The 19490-nt window shown below is 59.2% G+C and carries 20 protein-coding genes; 11 read left to right on the top strand and 9 right to left on the bottom strand.

Annotated features, from left to right (window positions below; all coding sequences use genetic code 11):
- Positions 1-412: 412 nt before the first annotated feature.
- Together GE107_RS08060 and GE107_RS08055 are read right to left on the bottom strand one after the other, a co-directional pair.
- Positions 413-1348: a ketopantoate reductase family protein gene (locus GE107_RS08060; RefSeq protein WP_219639177.1), complete on the bottom strand. Its 936-nt coding sequence runs from the start codon at positions 1346-1348 to the stop codon at positions 413-415.
- Between the two features lie 55 nt (positions 1349-1403).
- Positions 1404-1742, bottom strand: a complete 339-nt coding sequence (locus GE107_RS08055; protein ID WP_219639176.1) for a L,D-transpeptidase — start codon at positions 1740-1742, stop codon at positions 1404-1406.
- Between the two features lie 344 nt (positions 1743-2086).
- Between GE107_RS08055 and GE107_RS08050 the strand changes: the two genes are divergently transcribed.
- Positions 2087-3124 carry a hypothetical protein gene (locus GE107_RS08050; RefSeq protein ID WP_219639175.1) on the top strand — a complete coding sequence of 346 codons (1038 nt, stop codon included), beginning with the start codon at positions 2087-2089 and terminating at the stop codon, positions 3122-3124.
- Positions 3125-3130: 6 nt separating this feature from the next.
- On the opposite strand, the gene GE107_RS08045 is transcribed toward GE107_RS08050, so the two are convergent.
- On the bottom strand, positions 3131-3517 hold the full coding sequence (locus GE107_RS08045; protein WP_219639174.1) for a VOC family protein: 387 nt from the start codon (positions 3515-3517) through the stop codon (positions 3131-3133).
- A gap of 89 nt (positions 3518-3606) precedes the next feature.
- On the opposite strand from GE107_RS08045, the gene GE107_RS08040 reads away from it, so the two are divergent.
- Positions 3607-4266: a Dph6-related ATP pyrophosphatase gene (locus tag GE107_RS08040; protein ID WP_219639173.1), complete on the top strand. Its 660-nt coding sequence runs from the start codon at positions 3607-3609 to the stop codon at positions 4264-4266.
- A 265-nt stretch (positions 4267-4531) separates the two neighbouring features.
- Here GE107_RS08040 and GE107_RS08035 read toward each other — a convergent pair whose 3' ends face one another.
- Positions 4532-5512 carry a helix-turn-helix transcriptional regulator gene (locus GE107_RS08035; RefSeq protein WP_370636308.1) on the bottom strand — a complete coding sequence of 327 codons (981 nt, stop codon included), beginning with the start codon at positions 5510-5512 and terminating at the stop codon, positions 4532-4534.
- Positions 5513-5658: 146 nt separating this feature from the next.
- On the opposite strand from GE107_RS08035, the gene GE107_RS08030 reads away from it, so the two are divergent.
- Positions 5659-6540: an SDR family oxidoreductase gene (locus GE107_RS08030; RefSeq protein WP_219639172.1), complete on the top strand. Its 882-nt coding sequence runs from the start codon at positions 5659-5661 to the stop codon at positions 6538-6540.
- Between the two features lie 110 nt (positions 6541-6650).
- Here the strand turns inward: GE107_RS08030 and GE107_RS08025 are convergent, their stop codons facing one another.
- The 3 genes from GE107_RS08025 to GE107_RS08015 all read right to left on the bottom strand — a co-directional run bounded on the left by GE107_RS08025 (position 6651) and on the right by GE107_RS08015 (position 10659).
- Positions 6651-8717: a multicopper oxidase family protein gene (locus GE107_RS08025; protein ID WP_219639171.1), complete on the bottom strand. Its 2067-nt coding sequence runs from the start codon at positions 8715-8717 to the stop codon at positions 6651-6653.
- Positions 8718-8978: 261 nt separating this feature from the next.
- Positions 8979-9626, bottom strand: coding sequence for a hypothetical protein (locus GE107_RS08020; RefSeq protein ID WP_219639170.1), 648 nt, complete (start codon positions 9624-9626; stop codon positions 8979-8981).
- Between the two features lie 190 nt (positions 9627-9816).
- On the bottom strand, positions 9817-10659 hold the full coding sequence (locus tag GE107_RS08015; RefSeq protein ID WP_219639169.1) for a DUF4097 family beta strand repeat-containing protein: 843 nt from the start codon (positions 10657-10659) through the stop codon (positions 9817-9819).
- 207 nt (positions 10660-10866) lie between these two features.
- Here GE107_RS08015 and GE107_RS08010 point away from each other — a divergent pair, with 207 nt between their 5' ends.
- The 7 genes from GE107_RS08010 (at position 10867) to cyoD (ending at position 16756) form a co-directional block, all read left to right on the top strand.
- Positions 10867-11100 (top strand): hypothetical protein, encoded by a 234-nt coding sequence (locus GE107_RS08010; RefSeq protein WP_219639168.1) that lies wholly within the window; start codon positions 10867-10869, stop codon positions 11098-11100.
- A 308-nt stretch (positions 11101-11408) separates the two neighbouring features.
- Positions 11409-11600: a hypothetical protein gene (locus tag GE107_RS08005; RefSeq protein WP_219639167.1), complete on the top strand. Its 192-nt coding sequence runs from the start codon at positions 11409-11411 to the stop codon at positions 11598-11600.
- A 24-nt stretch (positions 11601-11624) separates the two neighbouring features.
- On the top strand, positions 11625-11987 hold the full coding sequence (ymzB, locus tag GE107_RS08000) for a protein YmzB (RefSeq protein ID WP_219639166.1): 363 nt from the start codon (positions 11625-11627) through the stop codon (positions 11985-11987).
- Between the two features lie 825 nt (positions 11988-12812).
- Positions 12813-13799 carry a ubiquinol oxidase subunit II gene (gene cyoA / locus GE107_RS07995; RefSeq protein WP_219639165.1) on the top strand — a complete coding sequence of 329 codons (987 nt, stop codon included), beginning with the start codon at positions 12813-12815 and terminating at the stop codon, positions 13797-13799.
- A 32-nt stretch (positions 13800-13831) separates the two neighbouring features.
- Positions 13832-15802 (top strand): cbb3-type cytochrome c oxidase subunit I, encoded by a 1971-nt coding sequence (locus tag GE107_RS07990; protein WP_219639164.1) that lies wholly within the window; start codon positions 13832-13834, stop codon positions 15800-15802.
- The gene (gene cyoC / locus GE107_RS07985; RefSeq protein ID WP_219639163.1) at positions 15802-16407 is read left to right on the top strand and encodes a cytochrome o ubiquinol oxidase subunit III; all 606 of its coding nucleotides are present in this window, start codon (positions 15802-15804) and stop codon (positions 16405-16407) included. The genes GE107_RS07990 and cyoC overlap by 1 nt, the downstream gene beginning before the upstream one ends.
- 1 nt (position 16408) lies before the next feature.
- The gene (gene cyoD, locus GE107_RS07980; protein WP_219639162.1) at positions 16409-16756 is read left to right on the top strand and encodes a cytochrome o ubiquinol oxidase subunit IV; all 348 of its coding nucleotides are present in this window, start codon (positions 16409-16411) and stop codon (positions 16754-16756) included.
- Positions 16757-16948: 192 nt separating this feature from the next.
- Here the strand turns inward: cyoD and GE107_RS07975 are convergent, their stop codons facing one another.
- Positions 16949-17863 carry an ArsR family transcriptional regulator gene (locus tag GE107_RS07975; protein ID WP_219639161.1) on the bottom strand — a complete coding sequence of 305 codons (915 nt, stop codon included), beginning with the start codon at positions 17861-17863 and terminating at the stop codon, positions 16949-16951.
- A 241-nt stretch (positions 17864-18104) separates the two neighbouring features.
- Here GE107_RS07975 and GE107_RS07970 point away from each other — a divergent pair, with 241 nt between their 5' ends.
- The gene (locus GE107_RS07970; protein WP_219639392.1) at positions 18105-18296 is read left to right on the top strand and encodes a hypothetical protein; all 192 of its coding nucleotides are present in this window, start codon (positions 18105-18107) and stop codon (positions 18294-18296) included.
- Between the two features lie 66 nt (positions 18297-18362).
- Here the strand turns inward: GE107_RS07970 and GE107_RS07965 are convergent, their stop codons facing one another.
- Positions 18363-19262, bottom strand: a complete 900-nt coding sequence (locus GE107_RS07965; protein WP_219639160.1) for a cation diffusion facilitator family transporter — start codon at positions 19260-19262, stop codon at positions 18363-18365.
- Between the last annotated feature and the right edge of the window lie 228 nt (positions 19263-19490).

Genomic DNA, 19490 nt, shown 5'->3' with positions numbered 1-19490 from the left:
AGTTTCCCGGCGAATCTGCGAGCAAGCGGGCCCGATTGCGGACCCGCTTGTTTCGTTTGATCGGGGAGGAAGGAGATCTCCCCTTTGATGATGCCGGTCCGCGAATAAGACCCTGCCGACACCTTATTTTCGCTTTACCTTGCCCATCCACGTTAAGCTCGCCGCACGAGCTTAAACTCCCTCAACGCCAGCGCGCCAGGTACCCGTTAAGCTCGCCGCACGAGCTTAAACTCCCCCAACGCCAGCGCGCCAGGTACCGTTAAGCTCGCCGCACGAGCTTAAACTCCCCCAACGCCAGCGCGCCATCCACGTTAAGCTCGCCGCACGAGCTTAAACTCCCACAACGCCAACGCACTCTCTCAGCCAAGCTCGCCTCCATCGATATCAAGCCAACCGATGTAAAAACAACCTGTCACATTTTCTCAAGCGATGGGGTCCGCCTTTTGCTCTCATAGATCGCCAGTCTCTGGAAAACCGTCTCCAGCAAGGGGACGCGAACTCCGTGCCGGCGCGCCTGTTCGAGCAAGTACCCATGAATGTGGGCCGCCTCCGTCGGCAAACCTTGCCGCAAATCCCGCAGCATCGAAGTCGTACTGCCCGCGGACATGCCAGCCACGACTTGAAGCTGCCGGGTCTCGATGCCGTCCGACAGGCGGCCGCCCGCGGCCCTTATCGTCTCCGCCGTTTCGGCGAACAGGCGCTCGAACCAGGACATGCCGTCGGGCACGTCGCGGATTTCGCCTGCGGAGGCGTCGAACAGCGTCGTCAGGCCCGACATGACGGTAATGAACAAGTATTTCTCCCACAAATCCCGGACGATGTCCTCGTGCTCGCGAAGCAGCGGAATACTCGACAGTTTCGCCTGCAGCGCCGCGTAACGCTCGTCGGTCATGCCTTCGACCCGACCGTACGTATAGGAATGGTATGGAGCGAAGTGGACGATCCGGCCGGACTCGTCCAGCGTCGATTCGATCCGGGCCACTCCGCCCAAAAGCGGCTGCCCGGGAAACGCGGCGGCGATCTCGTCCATGTGCCGGAAGCCGTTCAAGAACGGCAAAAGCACCGTCTGTGCGCCGACATAAGGACGAAGATCGCGCAGCGCGTTTTCCAAACCGTAGGCCTTCATCGCGATCACGATCAGATCGTAAGGCTCGCCCGCCTCGCCCGCCGAGATCAACTTCGGAACCCCCGCATAGTCTCCGAGCGGACTGATCACCGCAAGCCCGTCGCGCTCCAGCTGGCGCCTTCGGTTTTCCCTCACGAGCAGCGTCACGTCCGCCCCCGCTTCCAGCATCCGGGCAGCCGCATACCCCCCGACCGCGCCGGCTCCCGCCACCAATATTCTCATGATCCAGCCTCCCTCCGCATATTCCCTTAACCTATAACACTGCAGAGGGAAGGTGTCAATTTCGGATCGTGACGGACGTTCCGACGGGGACGAGCCGCGCGAGCTCCGTCACGTCCTGGTTATACATCCGTATGCAGCCCTTCGAAACCCTTTTGCCGATGGAGGAAGGATCGTTCGTGCCGTGAATGCCGTAATGCGGCTTGGACAGGCCCATCCAGTAAGCGCCGTACGGCCCTCCGGGGTTCGGCGATTTGTTCACGATGTGCAGCCTGCCGGTCGGCGTCGCATGCGCAATGCGCCCGATGCCGACGGGATACGTTCGCACGACCGTGTCCCCGTCCAGCAGATGGAGCTTGCGGTCCGATAGATCGACGATAATCCGATAGTTCGGCATCCGCCGCCACCTCCTGCTGTTACCATATGGCAGATGCAGACAGGGGGTGTTTCGCCGGAGCGACCGTGACTCAAGTTGCAGGAGGCTGCCGGAAGAGAGCCAGGACCCTGCGACTTCCTTGTGGGAGCGGCTCCGCTTCCTGATAACCGCGACAACCAACCGGGCCGCCGGTGGCCGAAGGCATCATAGCCGCGTGGAACAGACCGCTTCGGACGGACTGTGTGTCGTGCTTCCGAATGGTTTTTATGGTTGTCACCGTTCCGTAAAAGGCAGCCTGATCCGCAGGGAGTGAGTTGGTTTACAATGGAAGCAGAAACCCCGCGACCCGCGAGGAGGCGCAAGAGATGACCCTATCCAAAATCAACCGGTCCGGCATCCTGTTCCTATGCATCACCGCTTTGATTTTGGCCGTCGATTCCGCGGCTGCTCGAATGACTCCGTTCGGAGAATCCGATGCAGTGTTGGCCTATGCGGTATTGTTCGATTTCGCGCTGGTCATTCCGTTCTTATACTGGCTCCTCGGTGCTCGCCGCAATGGGAAATCCATCGTCAAAATGATTCCGTTCACCATCGCCGGCGCTGCCGCAGCCTGGCTCGTGCTTCCCGACGGCCTTCGGGGTCGCGTTTGGAGCGCGGTTTGGCCGGTCGAACTGACTATACTTGCGATTGAGCTTGCCGTCGTCGGCTATGAAATCCGAGTTGTCTATCGCTTGATCCGGGCCTACCGGCATTCGGCGCGTAAGGAGAACGACTTTGGCGAGGCGCTTCGTTCGGCCATGCGCAGCGAATTCGGCCCAAGCAAACTGAAGTCGTTTGTCCTGCATGATATCTGCGTGATCCACTATTTGCTTTTCTCTTGGAAAAGGCGGGTGTCCGAAGCCGCGGCAGACGGAAGTCTATTCACGTATCATCGCAAAACGTCCCAGCTTCTCTATGCCGGAATCCTTACGCACGTGGTCGCTTTCGAAGCGGTTTTCGTGCACCTGCTCGTGCAGCAATGGTCTCACTTTGCGGCGTGGATCCTGACGGCTGCAGACGTATGGCTTCTCGCTCTCGTGTGGGCGGATTGCCGGGCTTCGTTGCTTCGGCCGGTCCGGATCATGGACGGCGTGCTGCGGATCCGGCTCGGGTTAAGGCTGCAAGCCGACGTGCCGCTGGATGCGATCGGAGGCATTGCGTCCGCCCCCGAATATGAGCCGGAAGCGAAGGAGCTCAAGCATTTCGCCTGTCCTATACTCGGAGCGCCGAACGTACGGATCGAGCTGAACCGGCCCCTAACGGTAGAGGGCTTGCTGTTTCAGCCGCGAGAAGTGACCGGCATTTACTTGGCGCTGGACGATCCGCAGGGATTCGTGCAGAGCATCGTGCAAGCTCGGGGTTGATCGCGTTCAGCCGATCGGCACTTCGCTCGTCAGCGCGTGGACGTTGCGGTCGGGGTCATAGAAGAAGGCCATCCAGACGGCCATTCCGCCGAATTCAGCCACCTTATGCGGCTTGCCCCTGAACTCGACTCCTTCAGCGGTCAGCTTGCGGCAGGCGTCGTCCAAGTCCTCCACTTGAAAATATACGGTCGAGCTGGGATGATCGAATTCGGGCGTCTCCGCGATGCCGAGCAGCAAGCGGATGCCGCCGCAATCGAGCAGCGCCATGTTGGATTGGGAATACAGCAAGGGAAGCCCCAGCTTGCGCTGGTAGAAGGCTGCCGAACGCTCGACGTCGGTTACGCGGATGGAGATTTGGGCGATTCGGCGAACGGAAACGGTCGATTCGGACATGGGGAAATTCCTCCTTGGATCAAGGTTTCGTTAGCCTTTGGTTTCGACAGAGGAGTGAGGATTCCTGCATCGGGAGCGGGGGGTTGTCAGTGAAAAGGAGAGTCGCGCTGTCGTGGAGCGGAGGCAAGGACAGCTGCATGACGCTGGATCGGCTGGTGAAGGACGGGTACGAAGTCGTCTGCTTGATCACGACCGTTCCGGCGGACATCGGTCGAACGTTCGGCCACGGGGAGAGGGCGGAGCGGATTCGGGATCAGGCGGAAGCGCTCGGATTGCCGGCGGAGTTCGTCTCTTGCACGTTTGATACCTATACTCGCGATTACATAGAAGCTTTGGTTGATTTGAAGGGCCGTCTCCGGCTGGAGGCCGTCGCTTTCGGGGATTTGTTTCTTGCCGAGCATCGGGAGTGGGGAACGGGGGTGGCTCGTGCCGCGGACTTGGAGGCACTGTACCCCCTGTGGATGAAGCCGGACGGCACGAGGGAAGCGTTGCTCCGGTTCGTGGAATCCGGGTATCGGGCCGTCGTCATCCGGGTGAGGGACGGAGCCCTGTCCGGCGATTGGCTGGGCCGCGAGGTGGACCGCTCGTTCTACGAGGACATCCTGCGGGAAGATGTCTGCCCGATGGGCGAGGGCGGGGAATACCACACGTTCGTGTGCGACGGCCCGCTGTTCCGCCGTTCCGTGCCGTTCACGAAGGGGGAAGTGCTGCAGCTGGAAACGACGAAACGGCTGGAGCATGGTCGGTAGCTCGTTGTTGCATGGCGGCGTTTCGTGGGCGGCTGAGGCAGCGCTCCGCCGCAAAACGCTGCGAGCGCCTTATGCGGCGCTGGCGTGGCGAGCGGTACTCTTGTAAAAAAACCGGTTACAGAGGGTGTGCGAGTCGGAACCTGCCCTGTAGCCCGGGTAATCCCGGCTGCCGGTGGGTTGCGGCCACACGCGCCAGAGACAGCATCCCCCATGTGATAAAGGCTGCTTCGGGGTGCAGTTCAAAGTTCACAGTCCCGAACAGCCTTTATTCATTCCCGTACTGCACGGCCAGCGCCTGAACCTCCGCTCGGATCGCTTGCCGGAGTTCCTCCGGCTCAAGGGCCAGCGCGTGCCTCCCATAGCCGAGCAGGATCGCGCAGGCGGATTCGAGCGTGTGGAACTCCACTTCCGCGAAGGTCCAGCCGCCCTCGGAAGACAGCTCTTTCTGCACGTAAACATATCTCTCGCGGCTGAAACGCGGCCAGCGGGATTCGTCGACCTTGACCTCGGCAGGGTAGCGAGGAAGGGCAGCTTGAAAACGCAGCGTAGATTGCTCCCAGTATGCAGCCAAGTCGAAGGCATCGGGGCGCTCGAACGTTTCTTCCAGCATCTCTGTTTCTGTGAGCCGGGAGATCCGGTACGTGCGGAAGTCGCCGTCGGCTATCGCGACCATGTACCAGACGCTTTGCTTGGCCACCAGTCCGAGCGGCGATACGGTCCGTTCCTTGTCCGTCTCCGATTCGATCGCCCGGTAACGGATTCGGAGCTTGCGCTCCTCCCAGACGGCCTGCTGAACGGCGGCAAGCCTTTCCGAATCCGCCGCGGCCGATCCCGCCGGCGCGCGCCAAGGCGCACCGTCGACGTGGATCCTCTGGCGGGCGATCTCCGCGTTCCGGCGGACGGAAGAGGGAAGCGCCGACAGCAGCTTGAGCAATGCGGCCTCCGCGCTGTCCGCAAGCCCCAGATCCCGGATCAAGCCTGAGGCTCCGAGCACGAGCAAGGACGAGATTTCCTCCGACGTGAGCCCCGTCAGCCGGGTACGGTAACCCTCCGGCAACGACCAGCCGCCTTGATAGCCGCGGTCGGCGTACACCGGTATGCCTGCCATTCCCAGCGTCTCCATATCTCGATGAATCGTCCGCTCCGACACTTCGAGCCGGCCGGCCAATTCTCTCGCCGTCACTCTACCGTTCGCCTGCAACGCGATCAGGATAGCCAGCAGCCGGTCCGCTTTCAAGCGCTTCACCCCTCATTTCCCGATATTGTTAGGATACCCGACGAATATGACGCCAGCTGTCATATTCCGAAGTTTATCATACTTACGAACCTCTGAGTCATGGGGATTACCCCTGACGGAGCAACAGAGATAACCTCGATAAGGAGGAAATGCGGATGATTGAGCAACCGTTGAAAGGAAAAGTGGCGGTCGTAGCCGGAGCAACAAGAGGGGCAGGGAGGGCGATCGCGGTCGAATTGGGAGCGAACGGAGCGACCGTGTATTGCACCGGGCGAAGCGTCCGGGGCAATCCGTCCGATCTGGCGCGCCCGGAGACGATCGAAGAGACGGCGGAGCTCGTGACGGCCCGCGGGGGCAGAGGAATCGCCGTGCGCGTCGACCTTACCGTAGAGGAAGAAGTGGCCGAGCTGTTTCGGAGGGTAAAGGAGGAACAAGACGGCAGGCTCGACATTCTCGTTAACGACATCTGGGGCGGTGAGAAGCTGTCTGCCTGGGGCACTCCGTTCTGGCAGTCCCCGCTGGGCGACGGGCTTCTGATGCAGCGGCGGGCGGTGCACTCTCATATGATCACCAGTTATTACGGAGCGCCGCTCATGGTTTCAAGGGGGGCGGGGCTGATCGTGGAAATCACGGACGGCTTCGACTACCGTTACCGCGGCAATCTGTACTACAGCCTGGCGAAAATCTCCGTCATCCACTTGGCCGAAAGCATGGCGGCGGAGTTAAAGCCGCATGGAGTCGCGGCAGTATCCGTGACGCCCGGCTTTCTCCGCTCCGAAGAAATGCTGGACCATTTCGGGGTGAAAGAAGAGAATTGGCGGGATGCGGTGGAGAAAGAGCCGCACTTCGTCATGTCGGAAACGCCCGCCTTCGTGGCGCGCGGAGTGGCCGCGCTCGCGGCCGATCCGGACCTCATGGCGCGCACGGGAGGGATTTTCACCTCTTGGGGGCTGTCGGACGAATACGGCTTCAAGGACGCGGACGGGAACCGTCCGCATTGGGGGCGGTATGCGGAGGAGCAGGGGTTTTATAAATAATGTCCTCCCCGGCCGCAGGGAGAGGACATTCCATCAGCAAGCCTTTCGGCGGCCCGGTTAAGCAGTATTCCCGGAGTTGAAGGGCCGCCGGATGCCGATACGGGGATCGTTCACTCCGGCCGGTTGGCCGTTTCGCTGCCGACGGCGTAAGGAGTGGAGACCCCCTCGTACATGAGGTGCATCGTCATGCCGACGGCGGCGTGCGTCAAGTTGTGGCAGTGGTCCATCCAGAGGCCGGGATTGTCCGCCCGGAAGGCGATTTCGTACGATTCCCCGGGCTGGACATCAAGGGTGTCCGACCACCAGAGGCTGCCGTCGGCCGTTTCGCCGTTGCGCGAAAGGACGAGGGCATGGTGTCCGTGCAGGTGCATCGGATGGTCGACGGAGCCCCGGTTCACGATCGTGACCTTCACGAGATCCCCTTCGCGCACCATGAACATCGGGGTGTTCGGGAACACTTTGCCGTTCATCGTGTAGACGAAGTTCCAGCTTCCATCGTAAAATCCGAGCTTGTTGTCCAACACCATCGTGAAATGCCTGTCGAACTCGCTGTCCGGTCCGAACGGGGCCTCCGTCCGTTTGCCGTAATGCGTCGGGTCGAAAACGGAAGACGCCTTCTCCAGGGCGGGCACGTCACCCTTTCCGTCCGGGCTAATCAGCAGCCCGAGCTTGCCGTCGCGGCCTACGGACAGATAAACCGGACGGTCGGGCATCTCGAACGTGACGTCGTACCGTCCGCCGGTCGTCAGCCGAAGCTCGGCATCGCGGAGCTCTCCCGGCTCCGTAAGCTCCGTTCCGTCGATCGCGGCTACGCGGAAGGGGGTGCCGGAAAGTCGGTACGTTTGCCGGACCCAGTCGTCCGTGTTGATGAGCCGCAGCCGCACTTGCGTGCCGGGGGCGACGGTCTCGCGCCAAACCCCGTCGTTTGCCCCGATCGCAAATCCGGAATCGTCCCACAGATGGCTGATGACGGTGAAATCCTTCTGCTGGCGGGACGACTTCGCCGAATCCGCCGGCTCTACGATGAGCGCGCCGAACAGCCCTTTGGATACGGCTTCCTGAGAATGCTGGTGGGAATGGTACCAGAAGGTGCCGGCTTGCTCCGCCCGGAATCGGTAAACGTGGGATTGTCCCGGCATGACGGCGTCCTGGGTGGCCCCGGCGACCCCGTCTTCCGCGTTCGGGACGTCCAGACCGTGCCAATGGATCGTAACGCCTTCATCGATGTCCCGGTTCGTCAGCGTCACTTCCACGAGCTCGCCCTGCCTGAAGCGCATCTCCGGACCCGGAACCTCCCCGTTAAACGTCCAAGCGTCGACGGTTTTCCCGGAGGACAGGCGTACGGTCTTTTTCTCTGCGGTTAACGATATCCGGCGATCCGGCTGCTCTTTGCGCGGACCCGTGAGCATGGCGACGGAGACGGCTTGCGCGACATCGTGGGACAGTGCGGTACCGCCGCCGAAATCCATCGGCCCGGAGGCCATATTGAGATGTTCCGGCAACCGGCTGTTCTGCATGCCCGCGTTAACGGCAATGCCCGCCAATCCGGCTGCGACGCAGATGACGCCGAGCTTGGCCAGTGTCCGCCGCCACAGCCGGCGTTCGAATTCCGTGCTTCCGCCGAGCGCGCGCTGCCATCTCCCGTCGTGCAGCATCCACAATGCCGTAACGGCAAGCACGCACAGAAACAACGGAAGAGCCCCTTGAAGAGGACGGAAAGGGGAAGGCACAACGAGCACGAAATAGAGCGCGGTTGCCGCCCCCAGCGCGGCCGCCTGGAAAGGCGCGATGACGCCGGGCGCCGCCAAGGCGCTTCGGATCGTCCTGTCGGGCGCGCCCGGGGAACGAAGGGAGTTTCGCTTCAAGCGCCACAAGTTCGGCAGCGAATATCCCCAAACGACAAGCAACGGGAAGCCGATGAGAGGTGCTTGGATCAGCAGCCGATCCTTCCAGAAGAGAGGCGGTTGGGTCGCCGCGATCCCCGCGATGCTCAAGATCGCCGCCAAAGCGGGGATCGCCGCGATTGCGGCCCAAACGGTCGTGCCGCGTATGTTGCGGCTCAGTTTTGCCTTCGCGGCGCCGTAGACGGCATTGGATGCCTTGTTCGCCGCGATCCATGCACAAATAACGGATAAGAGCGTGAAGCCCAGCTCCATCCCGGTCAAACTTCCATACATGGTGCAGTCCTCCTTCGTTGAGTGAATCAGAAAGTATTAAATCCGCCATCCTTTTCTGAATCGCCTCCGATAAAACGTCTAACCGTCCGAAAAGGACGGTTTAGCCGTTTTACTTCTCCCAGCATATCGGAAATGCGGCTCGCCCGAATCCATCCCGCGCTCGGTTTTCTCCCCGACCGGAGTCGAGCGGAACACCCGCCATTCGGACATAGAAAAAGCGCTTCGCCGAGGCGAAGCGCAGTCAGAGCGCAGATGGCACGGTCATATTCGCGTCCGGGATTCCGCCTGCTGATCCGCGATCGGCAGAGGGGAACCGTCGGCCCTTCCTTGCGCGCGGCTGCTTCGCAGCCATTCGCGCACACGGGCGAAACGGCGGTCGTGGTGCATCCATAAGGCAACCATCACGATAACGTATACGGATAGAGGAGCCGCGATTCTCAACGGATCGTAAGGAACCGGAGAAATCAGCGTGCAGTAGAACGAAGTGGCTGCCCCCAATACCGTCGACTGGTAGGGCAGAACGAACAATCGGCTGCGCAGGTGGGCTTTGACCGAAGGATGGATCGGGCCGCTCGCCCTGTTGCTCTGTTTCCGGAGCTGCAGGAGCATCGGCGCGGTCGTGAACCAGACGGCGAGCAAGGGGGCCCCGATGAGAGGCGCGTTCAGCAGCAGCCGGTCTTCCCAGAACAAGGAAGGAAGCGACATCATCATCGAGCCGATGCAGAAGAAGACGACCAATGCCGGCAGCGTCAGCCACCCTGTCAAGGATAACAGCTTTCGCGTTTTGCGGTGCAGCCTCTCCGCGGTGCCGCTATTGGGCAGTCGCAGCGCCTGGCGCACGGCCAACCATGCGGACAGAAGCAGAATCAGACTGAACCCCATCTCCACGATTGCCAAACTTCCGTACATCACCCGATCCTCCTTTTCACCCGGAACCGTTGCTTTCTATTTCCCTTATATCATATCCTATGCACCCGGTTGTCCAAAACCTCCGAAAGTTTAGGAAAATTTGAGAGGAAGCGTCTCTTAGGTCCCCCGTAGTCCCCAGAAAGGCGATCGGAGTTAGCGGCGAAGGTTCGCTTCGTTTACGGGAACTGCTTCATCCTTGCTCCACCCGGATGCTTCCACTGTCCGCGCGCACCTTCACCAAGTCGTTCGTCTCCCCTTTGGATTCGGGAGCGTTCACGCTGCCGGAATCGGATTTCAAATCGAAGGAGCCGGCGAACGAAGCGGGCAGATGCACGTACACGCTGCCGGAATCCGCATGGATTTCCGTGTCCGCGGTATCGTCCTTATAGAGCTTGATGCTCCCGGAATCCGCTTGGAGATTCATGCGGCCGGTTGCGCGTTCCAGCTTGACGGAGCCGGAGTCGGCTTTCACGGTGGTGTCGGCCTGAATATCGCTGCCCTCGATGCTGCCGGAATCGGACTTCAAGGTCAGTTTGCCTGAGCTCAACCGTTTTAAAGTGACGCTGCCCGAATCCATCGTAATATCCACGGCATCGGCGGCGGCGTCTTCGAGCGTAAGGCTTCCGGAATCCATATGAATTGCGAGGTTTTCCAGCTTGGTGCCCTTGGCGAGCGTGACGACGATTTCTTGTTTCGCCCGCCCGGATCCGATATCGAGAAAGCCGAAATTCCATCCGGGCCTGCGCAATTCCAAGCTGAGCTTGCCGTCCGACAGATTCGTCCGTTGCACGGCTTCGATCATTTTGTCCGCAACCTGTCCCTGCAAATGTACGGAATTGGAGCCGTTCTCGCTGACCGCGAACTTCACGTCCGCCCGGTAATCGCTCTGCACGTACAGTTCCCGAAGCTCACCCGTCTGGAATGGCCACGTTTTCTCGATCGTCCTGGACGGTTTGCCGAATTCCGGGACTTTCAAGCCGAGCAGCCCGATCGCGACCAGAATGGCGCCGGCGGTAACCCATCGTTTTCTCATTTGCTTGGTCTTCCTCTCCATGTCTTGGCTTTATCATGAAGCATACCGGAATTTTCCTCTTCGTTGAACCGTCTTGCGGTCCGGCTGAACCCCGACTTTGGTCCGATTCGGGGGCCGCGGAATTTTGTGTAAACGGCGACTATAAATCGTCACATTTTTGTGATAGAATGTTCACAAAGAGCGCTTTCAAGCGAAGAGGTGAGCAACATGGTCAATCGTCAAATGTCCCGCACGCTCAAATGGATCGCAGCGATCGTCGTCACGCTCGGAATCGTTTGCTGCATTTCGAATATGGCCGAATTCAACGACCGGAACCTCGGCCTGATGGTCGGAATCGGGTTTCTGGTCGGCGGATTGCAAATTCTGGTATTCGGAGCCATCGCGCCTCTGATGCAGAGACGCCAGGAAGAGAACGTGATCGGGGAAACGGCGCAAGAATAAGGATTGGCCGCATGCATGGCACATCTTGCGTGCTTTCGGGCTTGCGTGCGATCTTGAAACCCAGTCATTGCTGCTGATGCGTTAGTCGTCCTGCCATCCTAGCAAGCCGCATTCCGGAGGGAACCCTTCGGCATGCGGCTTTTTGGCTTAGTGATTCAGAACGTGTAGAATCCGCGATACTTTTCTGAATCACTTCGATAAAACGTCTATCCGTCCGAAGAGGAAGGCGTAGCCGGTTTACTTACTCCGAATAATTCGTCCGGCAGTCACCTATCCTAACCGAAGGCAAAACAAGGGAGGTGTCGAGCATGTCAAAAGACAAAGCATCCAAAGCGGACGTCCAAACCACTCCGGCCAACAAGCTGCCCGTTCCCGATATGGAAACGGAAAGCGCGGCCGAAATCGTATACGGCTCCGAAGACAATGTGGAAAGCCGCAGCGCGTTCAATCAGGAGAATCAGAACCAAGCGCAGAATTCGAACGGGGAATCGACCATCTAGTCGATGAGAGAGGGAGGCACAGGCATGGGGATGGGCATGGATCCGACCGTGCGCACGTTGATGGATTGGCTGCAGGGACAGACGAACCGTTCGATCATGATTCAGAAGAAAGAGGATCGCGACCTGGATCGGGTGCGGCTGACGCTCGCTGAAGTGGGGTACCGTCCGGACGACAGGTCGATCGACGGGTATACGGAAGGGAACTCGCTCGTGCTCCATGGCCGCGGGACCGTCCGTACAGAGACGGGGGAAGCCCCGCTGCCCCAGGACCGTTACGTGATACCGGTCGACGGGCTGCGCATTTCCAAAGCTTCGGAGGACGGAGTCATCCTGCAGACTGACAGAGCCCATTACGCCTTGTCTCCCGACCTCGAACGCGTGCATTGACTCGGAAATACATAGGAGCGCAAACGCAGACGTTTCCCGGCCAGGCTGTCCAAGCCTGCCGGGGGACGTCTTTTTCGACGTCGCATACCCGCCAGTTAGGCCTCCACCCCGGAAAAACCCGGCTAGAGCGCCTCAAACCTTCCACTCGACCACTGTAACCCGGAAAAACCCGGCTAGAGCGCCTCAAACCTTCCACTCGACCACTGTAACCCGGAAAAACCCGGCTAGAGCACCTCAAACCTTCCACTCGACCGTCTGTAACCCGGAAAAACCCGGCTAGAGCGCCTCAAACCTCCTTCTCGACCGCCTGCAGCCAGGAAAAATCCGGCTAGAGCGCCTCACACCTTCCACTCGACCGCTGTAACCCGGAAAAACCCGGCTAGAGCGCCTCAAACCTTCGACTCGACCGCTGTAACCCGGAAAAACCCGGCTAGAGCGCCTCAAACCTCCACTCGACCGTCTGTAACCCGGAAAAACCCGGCTAGAGCGCCCCAAACTCTCCACCCCACCGTCCGTAACCCGGAAAAACCCGGCTAGAGCGCCCCAAACTCTCCACCCCACCGTCCGTAACCCGGAAAAACCCGGCTAGAGCGCCCCACACCTCCTTCTCGACCGCCTGCAGCCAGGAAAAATCCGGCTAGAGCGCCCCCAAACCCATTGCCCATCGGTCTCTCCCGGCTGCCAAAATCAAACTCTCGTCGAAACGGTGAACAAAGTATTGCTAAATTGCGACGGATCGTTGACGCATTTGTTAACAGGGGAGTCACGGAGCGAGGTTTCTGGTATGTTGAAAACAGAGAGACGGAAGATAGAGGAGATGAACGCATGAAGCTTACGCGAGGAATCCGCCGGTTCGCGGCTGTCCTGACCCTGATCGGCCTGGCGGCTATGCTGTCCGGATGCGCGGGGCAGTTCGTCGTCCTCGACCCGAAAGGCGTCGTGGGGCGGCATCAGTTGGATTTGATCCTGATCTCCACGCTGCTGTGCCTGGTGATCATCGTCCCCGTGCTTGTGCTGACTTTCACAATCGCTTGGCGATACCGCAGCAAAGCCGGCAGCAAAGCCGCCTACCGGCCGGACTGGGAGCACAGCACGAAGCTGGAACTGTTATGGTGGGGCATCCCGATCCTGATTATCGTGATCCTGGCGTCCGTCACCGTCCACTACACTTATAAACTGGAGCCGTCCAAGCCGCTCGAATCCGACAAGAAGCCGATCGTGATCCAGGTGACGTCGCTGGACTGGAAGTGGCTGTTCCAATATCCCGAGCAGGGAATCGCGACCGTCAACTACGTGCAATTTCCGGAAGACGTTCCGGTGCGCTTCGAGCTTACGTCCGACGCTCCGATGAACTCGTTCTGGATTCCGCAGCTCGGCGGCCAGATCTACACGATGTCCGGCATGGCGATGAAGCTGAACCTAATGGCGGACGAACCGGGCACCTACATGGGCATGGGGGCGAACTTCAGCGGCAAGGAATTCGGCAAAATGCGGTTCGACGCGCGGGTCACGTCCCAAGCCGATTTCGACAAATGGGTGGAGAACGTCAAACGCACGGCGCCAGCCCTTACGCAGGAAGGCTACGACAAACTCGCCGAGCCCGGCACGACGGGCACGCAGGATTATTCTTCCATTCCGGAAGGCTTGTTCGATCGCATCGTGACCAAATATTCGGGCGGCGGCACGGGCCACCAGCACGGAGGCGCCGCTTCGACCGAGGAAGACATGAAAGACATGAAAGACATGAAAGACATGCCGATGCCGGAATCCGGCAGCGGAAGCGAATCGGCAAGCGAACATCAACATCATTAGCTTGATGATGAACGGGTAAAGGAGGTTACGCCATGCTGGATCGGATCAAGGAATTCGCCTCGACGTTTTTCGTGACGGGCGACCCGCTGATTTACGGCGCCGACGTCGCGATCGTCATGACGATCATCGCAGTCGTCTCGGTGCTGACCTATTTCAAAAGATGGAAGTGGCTTTGGAGCGAATGGATTACGACCGTCGACCATAAACGGATCGGCATCATGTACGTCATCGCTTCTCTGCTCATGTTATTCCGCGGCGGCGTCGACGCGCTGCTCATGCGGACCCAGCTGGCCATGCCGAACAACGACTTTCTGACTCCCGAGCACTATAATGCCATTTTCACGACGCATGGAGTCATCATGATTCTGTTCATGGCCATGCCCCTTATGTTCGGGCTGTTCAACCTCGTCGTGCCGCTGCAGATCGGGGCGCGCGACGTCGCGTTCCCGTTCCTGAACTCGCTCAGCTTCTGGCTCTTCTTCTGGGGCGCCATGCTGTTCAATATGTCGTTCGTCATCGGCGGCTCGCCGGATGCCGGCTGGTTGTCCTATCCGCCTCTGTCGGGGAAGGCCTTCAGCCCCGGCGTCGGTCAGGACTTCTACATCTGGGGCATCCAGATTTCCGGGATCGGGAGCCTCATGACCGGGATCAACTTCGTCGTCACGATTCTGAAAATGCGGGCGCCCGGCATGAAGCTGATGAAGATGCCGATGTTCACCTGGTCGGTCCTCTCCAGCTCGCTGACGATCCTGCTGGCGTTTCCGATCCTGACCGTGACGCTCGCGCTGCTGTTCATCGACCGCTATTTCGGGGCGCACTTCTTTACGCTTGACGGCGGGGGCAACCCGATGATGTACATCAACTTGATCTGGATGTGGGGACATCCGGAGGTCTATATCGTCGTGCTTCCGGCATTCGGCATCTTCTCCGAAGTCGTGGCCACGTTCTCGCGCAAAAAGCTGTTCGGCTACAAATCGATGGTGTTCGCGCTCATGAGCATCGCGGTGTTCTCCTTCACGACGTGGGCGCATCACTTCTTCACGATGGGATCCGGCGCGGACGTCAACGCGTTCTTCGCCGTCACGACGATGATCATCGCGATCCCGACCGGCGTCAAAGTGTTCAACTGGCTGTTCACGATGTACCGGGGACGGATAACTTTCCCGACGCCCATGCTGTGGACGATGGGCTTCATCCCGTGCTTCGTCGTCGGCGGGATGACCGGCGTGCTGCTGTCCGTGGCGCCGGCCGACTTCCAGTTCCACAACAGCTATTTCCTGATCGCGCACTTCCACCAGGTGCTGATCGGCGGCGTCGCCTTCGGTTATTTTGCCGGGTTGTATTACTGGTGGCCGAAAGTGTTCGGTTTCAAGCTGCACGAGAAAATCGGAAAATGGGCATTCTGGTTCTGGAACATCGGGTTCTACGTCTGCTTCATGCCCCAGTATGCGCTAGGCCTCATGGGCATGACGCGCCGCGTCAGCACGTATGGCTGGGACACCGGCTGGTGGGAGCTGAATCTCGTGTCCACGGTCGGCGGTTTCCTGATGGGCATCGGCTTCCTGTTCCAGGTGTGGCAGATTCTCCACAGCATCAAATTCATGGAGCGCGACACGACGGGAGACCCCTGGGGCGGCCGTACGCTCGAATGGTCGATTCCGTCGCCGGCGCCGCATTACAACTTCGCGACGCTTCCGGTCGTCACCGGCAAGGATCCGTGGTGGGAGGAGAAGCTCCGCCGCGAACGCGGGGAAGCTCCGGCTCCGAAGCCGCCGCTTGAGCCGATCCACATGCCGAAGAACTCGGGCATCCCGTTCATCATGTCGTTCTGCTGGTTCCTTGCCGGCTTCGGGCTGGTGTTCAACTGGCTGTGGATCGCCATACCGGGATTCGTCGGCGTGGCCGCATGCATGCTGGCGCACTCGTTTAACTACAATACCGACTATTACATCCCGGTGGATGAAATCGAACGCACGGAAGCCGCGGCAAGGAGGGCTGTCTGATGGCGAACGGCAACGCGCACGCCCATACGCACGACGACGGGCACCACGATCTCGAATCGCTGCGGCTGATGGGGTTCTGGATCTTCCTGATCACCGACTGCATTCTGTTCGGCACCTTGTTCGCGACCTATATCGTCTTGCACGGCAACACGGCCGGAGGGCCGACGCCGGCCGAGCTGTTCAAGATGCCGGGCGTCATCGCCGAAACGTTCATCCTGCTGACGAGCTCGTTCACGAGCGGGCTCGCCCTGTTGTCGATGAACCAAGGCAACCGTCGGGGTTTGATCGGCTGGCTGGCCGTCACCATCCTGCTCGGCGCCTCCTTCATCACGCTCGAGGTAACGGAATTCATCGACATGGTCCATGAAGGGGCGACGATCGGGACGAGCGCGTTCCTATCCGGCTTCTTCACGCTGGTCGGTACGCACGGCTTGCACGTATCCCTCGGCTTGGTCTGGATGACCGCGCTGATCATCCAATTGGCGCGGCACGGCATTACTCCGGTTACCCGCCGCAAGGCGAACGTCATCGGCCTGTACTGGCACTTTCTCGACGTCGTCTGGATCTTCGTCTTCACGATCGTCTATCTGATGGGGGTGATGTAAGATGGCGCAGCATACCGCAGGCCATGGCGGACACGGAGACGGGCACGGGCATGAACAGGAGTCCCACGGTTCGCTTAAATCTTACGTCGCCGGTTTCGTGCTTTCCCTCATTCTAACCGCGATTCCGTTGTTCGTGGTGCTGAACGAATGGCTGGAAGGCACGGCGGCCCATGTTGTTCTGCTCGGCTCGGCAGTGCTTCAGTTCATCGTCCAGCTGGTCTTCTTCATGCACCTGCGCGAAGAGAAGAAGCCGCGGTACAATCTGATGGTGCTGCTGCTCGGCATCGCCATTCTCGTGACGATCGTCGGCGGCTCGATCTGGATCATGACGTACAATAAGGTTGGGTAAAGGCAGAAGCGCTAAGGGTCGCTCAGCCGCATTAGATGCAGAAAAGACCGAGTGATTGCCTGCGGGCAGCAGCTCGGTCTTGTTCTTGTTCAACCCAAGGAATAAGTCCATTCGGACATCCTTGTTTCCTTCGTCTCCCTCTCCCCGGTTTATGACGCTATGCCCAATGGGGTCGCAGTGCCGTCCGTCCGGTTACTTCCGGTCGAAGTACGTAAGCTTGCAAACGATATCCTGATAATAATTGCCGAAGCCGGCGCCGTAGATCGTCAGGCCGCCGATGTTCTTCGCGTCTTCCTTGACCTCCAGCTTCAGCTCCCACTGCAACCGCCGGATATCGACATCTCCGATGGTATATTCCGACACCTTCGTCCCTTCGATGAAGGTGCCGTCGGCGTTGATCCGGATATGGACCAGCTGGCCGTACTGGTTCATGTTGATGTCCCACCACTCGGGCGTATACTTGCCGCGCGTGCCGCCGAAGTCGCCCGGGCTGGTCCACTTGCCGATCGGAAAACCGTTAAACGCAAAGGAGATGTCGGACGGCCAATGCACGTTCGAGAGCGGGGCCTCCGAGGCGATCTCCATCGTGATCTCCAACTCTTCGGGCTCTTCCTCCGGCAGCAGGAAGTTCGGTATCTTGTACGAGATGAACCCTCTCGAGAACCACAGGAGTTTCGCGTCGACCCGTTCGGAATCGAGGAAATAGCGCGGGTCGTCGAATCCGCCGCCGATGACCTTATATTTGGATGCTAAGCCGCAGGTAGGCTTGACGTCGAAATCGGTGTAGTGGCCGATCGGGATGTTGGAAATATGGAAGTTGTGCGGGATTCGTCCCTTACTGGGAAAGACGAGTTCAATCCGGTCCGCGACCAGGGTGCAAAGCTTCTGCGAAGCGCCCTTGCCGGGAATCATCTCGGTGCGGACAAGGTCGGCACGCTCAAGCTTCTTGATGTGCATGGTAATCATCGAGTTGCTGAGGCCAAGCGCGGAGGCGAGATCTTTCATGATCATCGGTTCTTGCCCCAGCAGCTCGATAATCTTGATCCGCATGTTGCTGGCAAGCGCTTCGAATAAGGGGAGGTTGTTCTCCGATACGATCGACTCCATGTGGACCTCTTCCAATCGTTCATTTTTTTATTAAATATACCGTGCCGAATTAACATATGACAAGGTTGTGTAGCCATCGACCAACTTAATGAGTAAAAGTACAAACTATTTCATAAAAACATTAAATAGTTAACGAAAATAGTTGACAATAGAGCCCTCGAAAGGAGGACGGCGAAACCCTAGCCAATCATCTTCACGTCAGTATGGAACCTTCTTCAAGGTTCAGTTTGTAAGCGCCGTTATGTCTAAATTGAAACTATTATTCATCATGAAGATGGATCCTCGGACAGGCAAGCCGCTGCCGGATCGGGGCAATCACGGCCGGATCGAAGGTCCGTATATGCTGTACAGCCCACCCGCGTACGATCCGTATCGGCACACGTTTGTCCGGAAGCTGAAGTGGGAAGCGCATGGAAGGCCGGTATTCGAATAACAAGCCGGAGCTCGAAAACAAAAGGCCGTCCCCGGCGTGAAGCTTGGGGAAGGCCTCTTGTCGTTGTCACTCTGCGTCGTACCAAGGATTCAGATGCACCATCACTTCGACGACGTCGGGATCGGAGTCCATGATGCGCTTCTTGATCTCCCGGCTGATATCGTGGCCCTGCTGGATCGTGAAGTCGCCGGGTACGCCGACCCGTACGTCAACCACGATGTAATGGCCGTGCTCGCGGGCGCGGATCCTATCTATCCGCTTGATATGGCCGATCCCGAGGATCAATCCCTGATACCCCTCGATTTTCTCCGCGGACGCGTTCTTCTCCATCAGGATATCGACCGCTTCGCGACCCATTTCGAACGCCAGCTTCAGAACGAGCAGCGACACGATAATGCCGGCGACCGGGTCTCCATAGGCCGCCCACGTCCAGCCGAAACGGTCGCCGAGCACGGCCAGCCCGATCCCCAAGACGGCGGCCAGGGAAGCGTACACGTCCGCCAGATGATCATAAGCGGTGGCGAGTACGCTTTTGCTTTTGGATTTCCGTCCGATTCGGATCGTATAGACGTAGAGCGCCTGTTTCCACACGAGAGACAGGAAGGCTGCGCCAAGCGCGAGCCAGCTTTCCGCCTCCGGCGGCTCGAACAGGGCGCCGACCGACTGCACGCCGATCCAGAACGCGGCGAGCACCAGGATGACGGCGACGAGCGCGGAAGCGACCACTTCGGCCTTGCCGTGCCCGTACGGGTGATCTTCGTCCGCCGGCTTCTTGGAGACCATGGATGAGGTCAATGCCGCCACCGTGGCGATAATGTCTCCCGCGTTGTGCACGCCGTCGGCGAGCAGGACGGGGCTCGCGAGCGCCAATCCGGCGGCCAGCTTCATGATGGTAAGGATGACGTTGCTGATCAGGCTGATCCAGATCGCCGTAAGGCCTTGCTTATGCATTTCCGCCACAATCATGACTCCTTCTAACAAAGTTTGCCCGGTGCAAACAAATAAAAAACCTTTGACCCGTCGGGTCAAAGGCTCGTTTCCATTTGTTGGATAAATGGGGGGTGATGCCGTTCATGTCGGACAACCGCCCTCTCTGCATGGGCTTTCTGGCTGTTGTTCATTGTAACACAATACAGGGGATGAAGGGAAATCGAAACATTGACACAAATGTAACATAAAATGAAATAAAATTGT

The sequence above is a fragment of the Cohnella sp. CFH 77786 genome (assembly GCF_019400745.1).
Lineage (GTDB): Bacteria > Bacillota > Bacilli > Paenibacillales > Paenibacillaceae > Cohnella.
The sequence above is the reverse complement of the archived record's forward strand: the minus strand, read 5'-3'. Positions and strand labels throughout refer to the sequence as shown.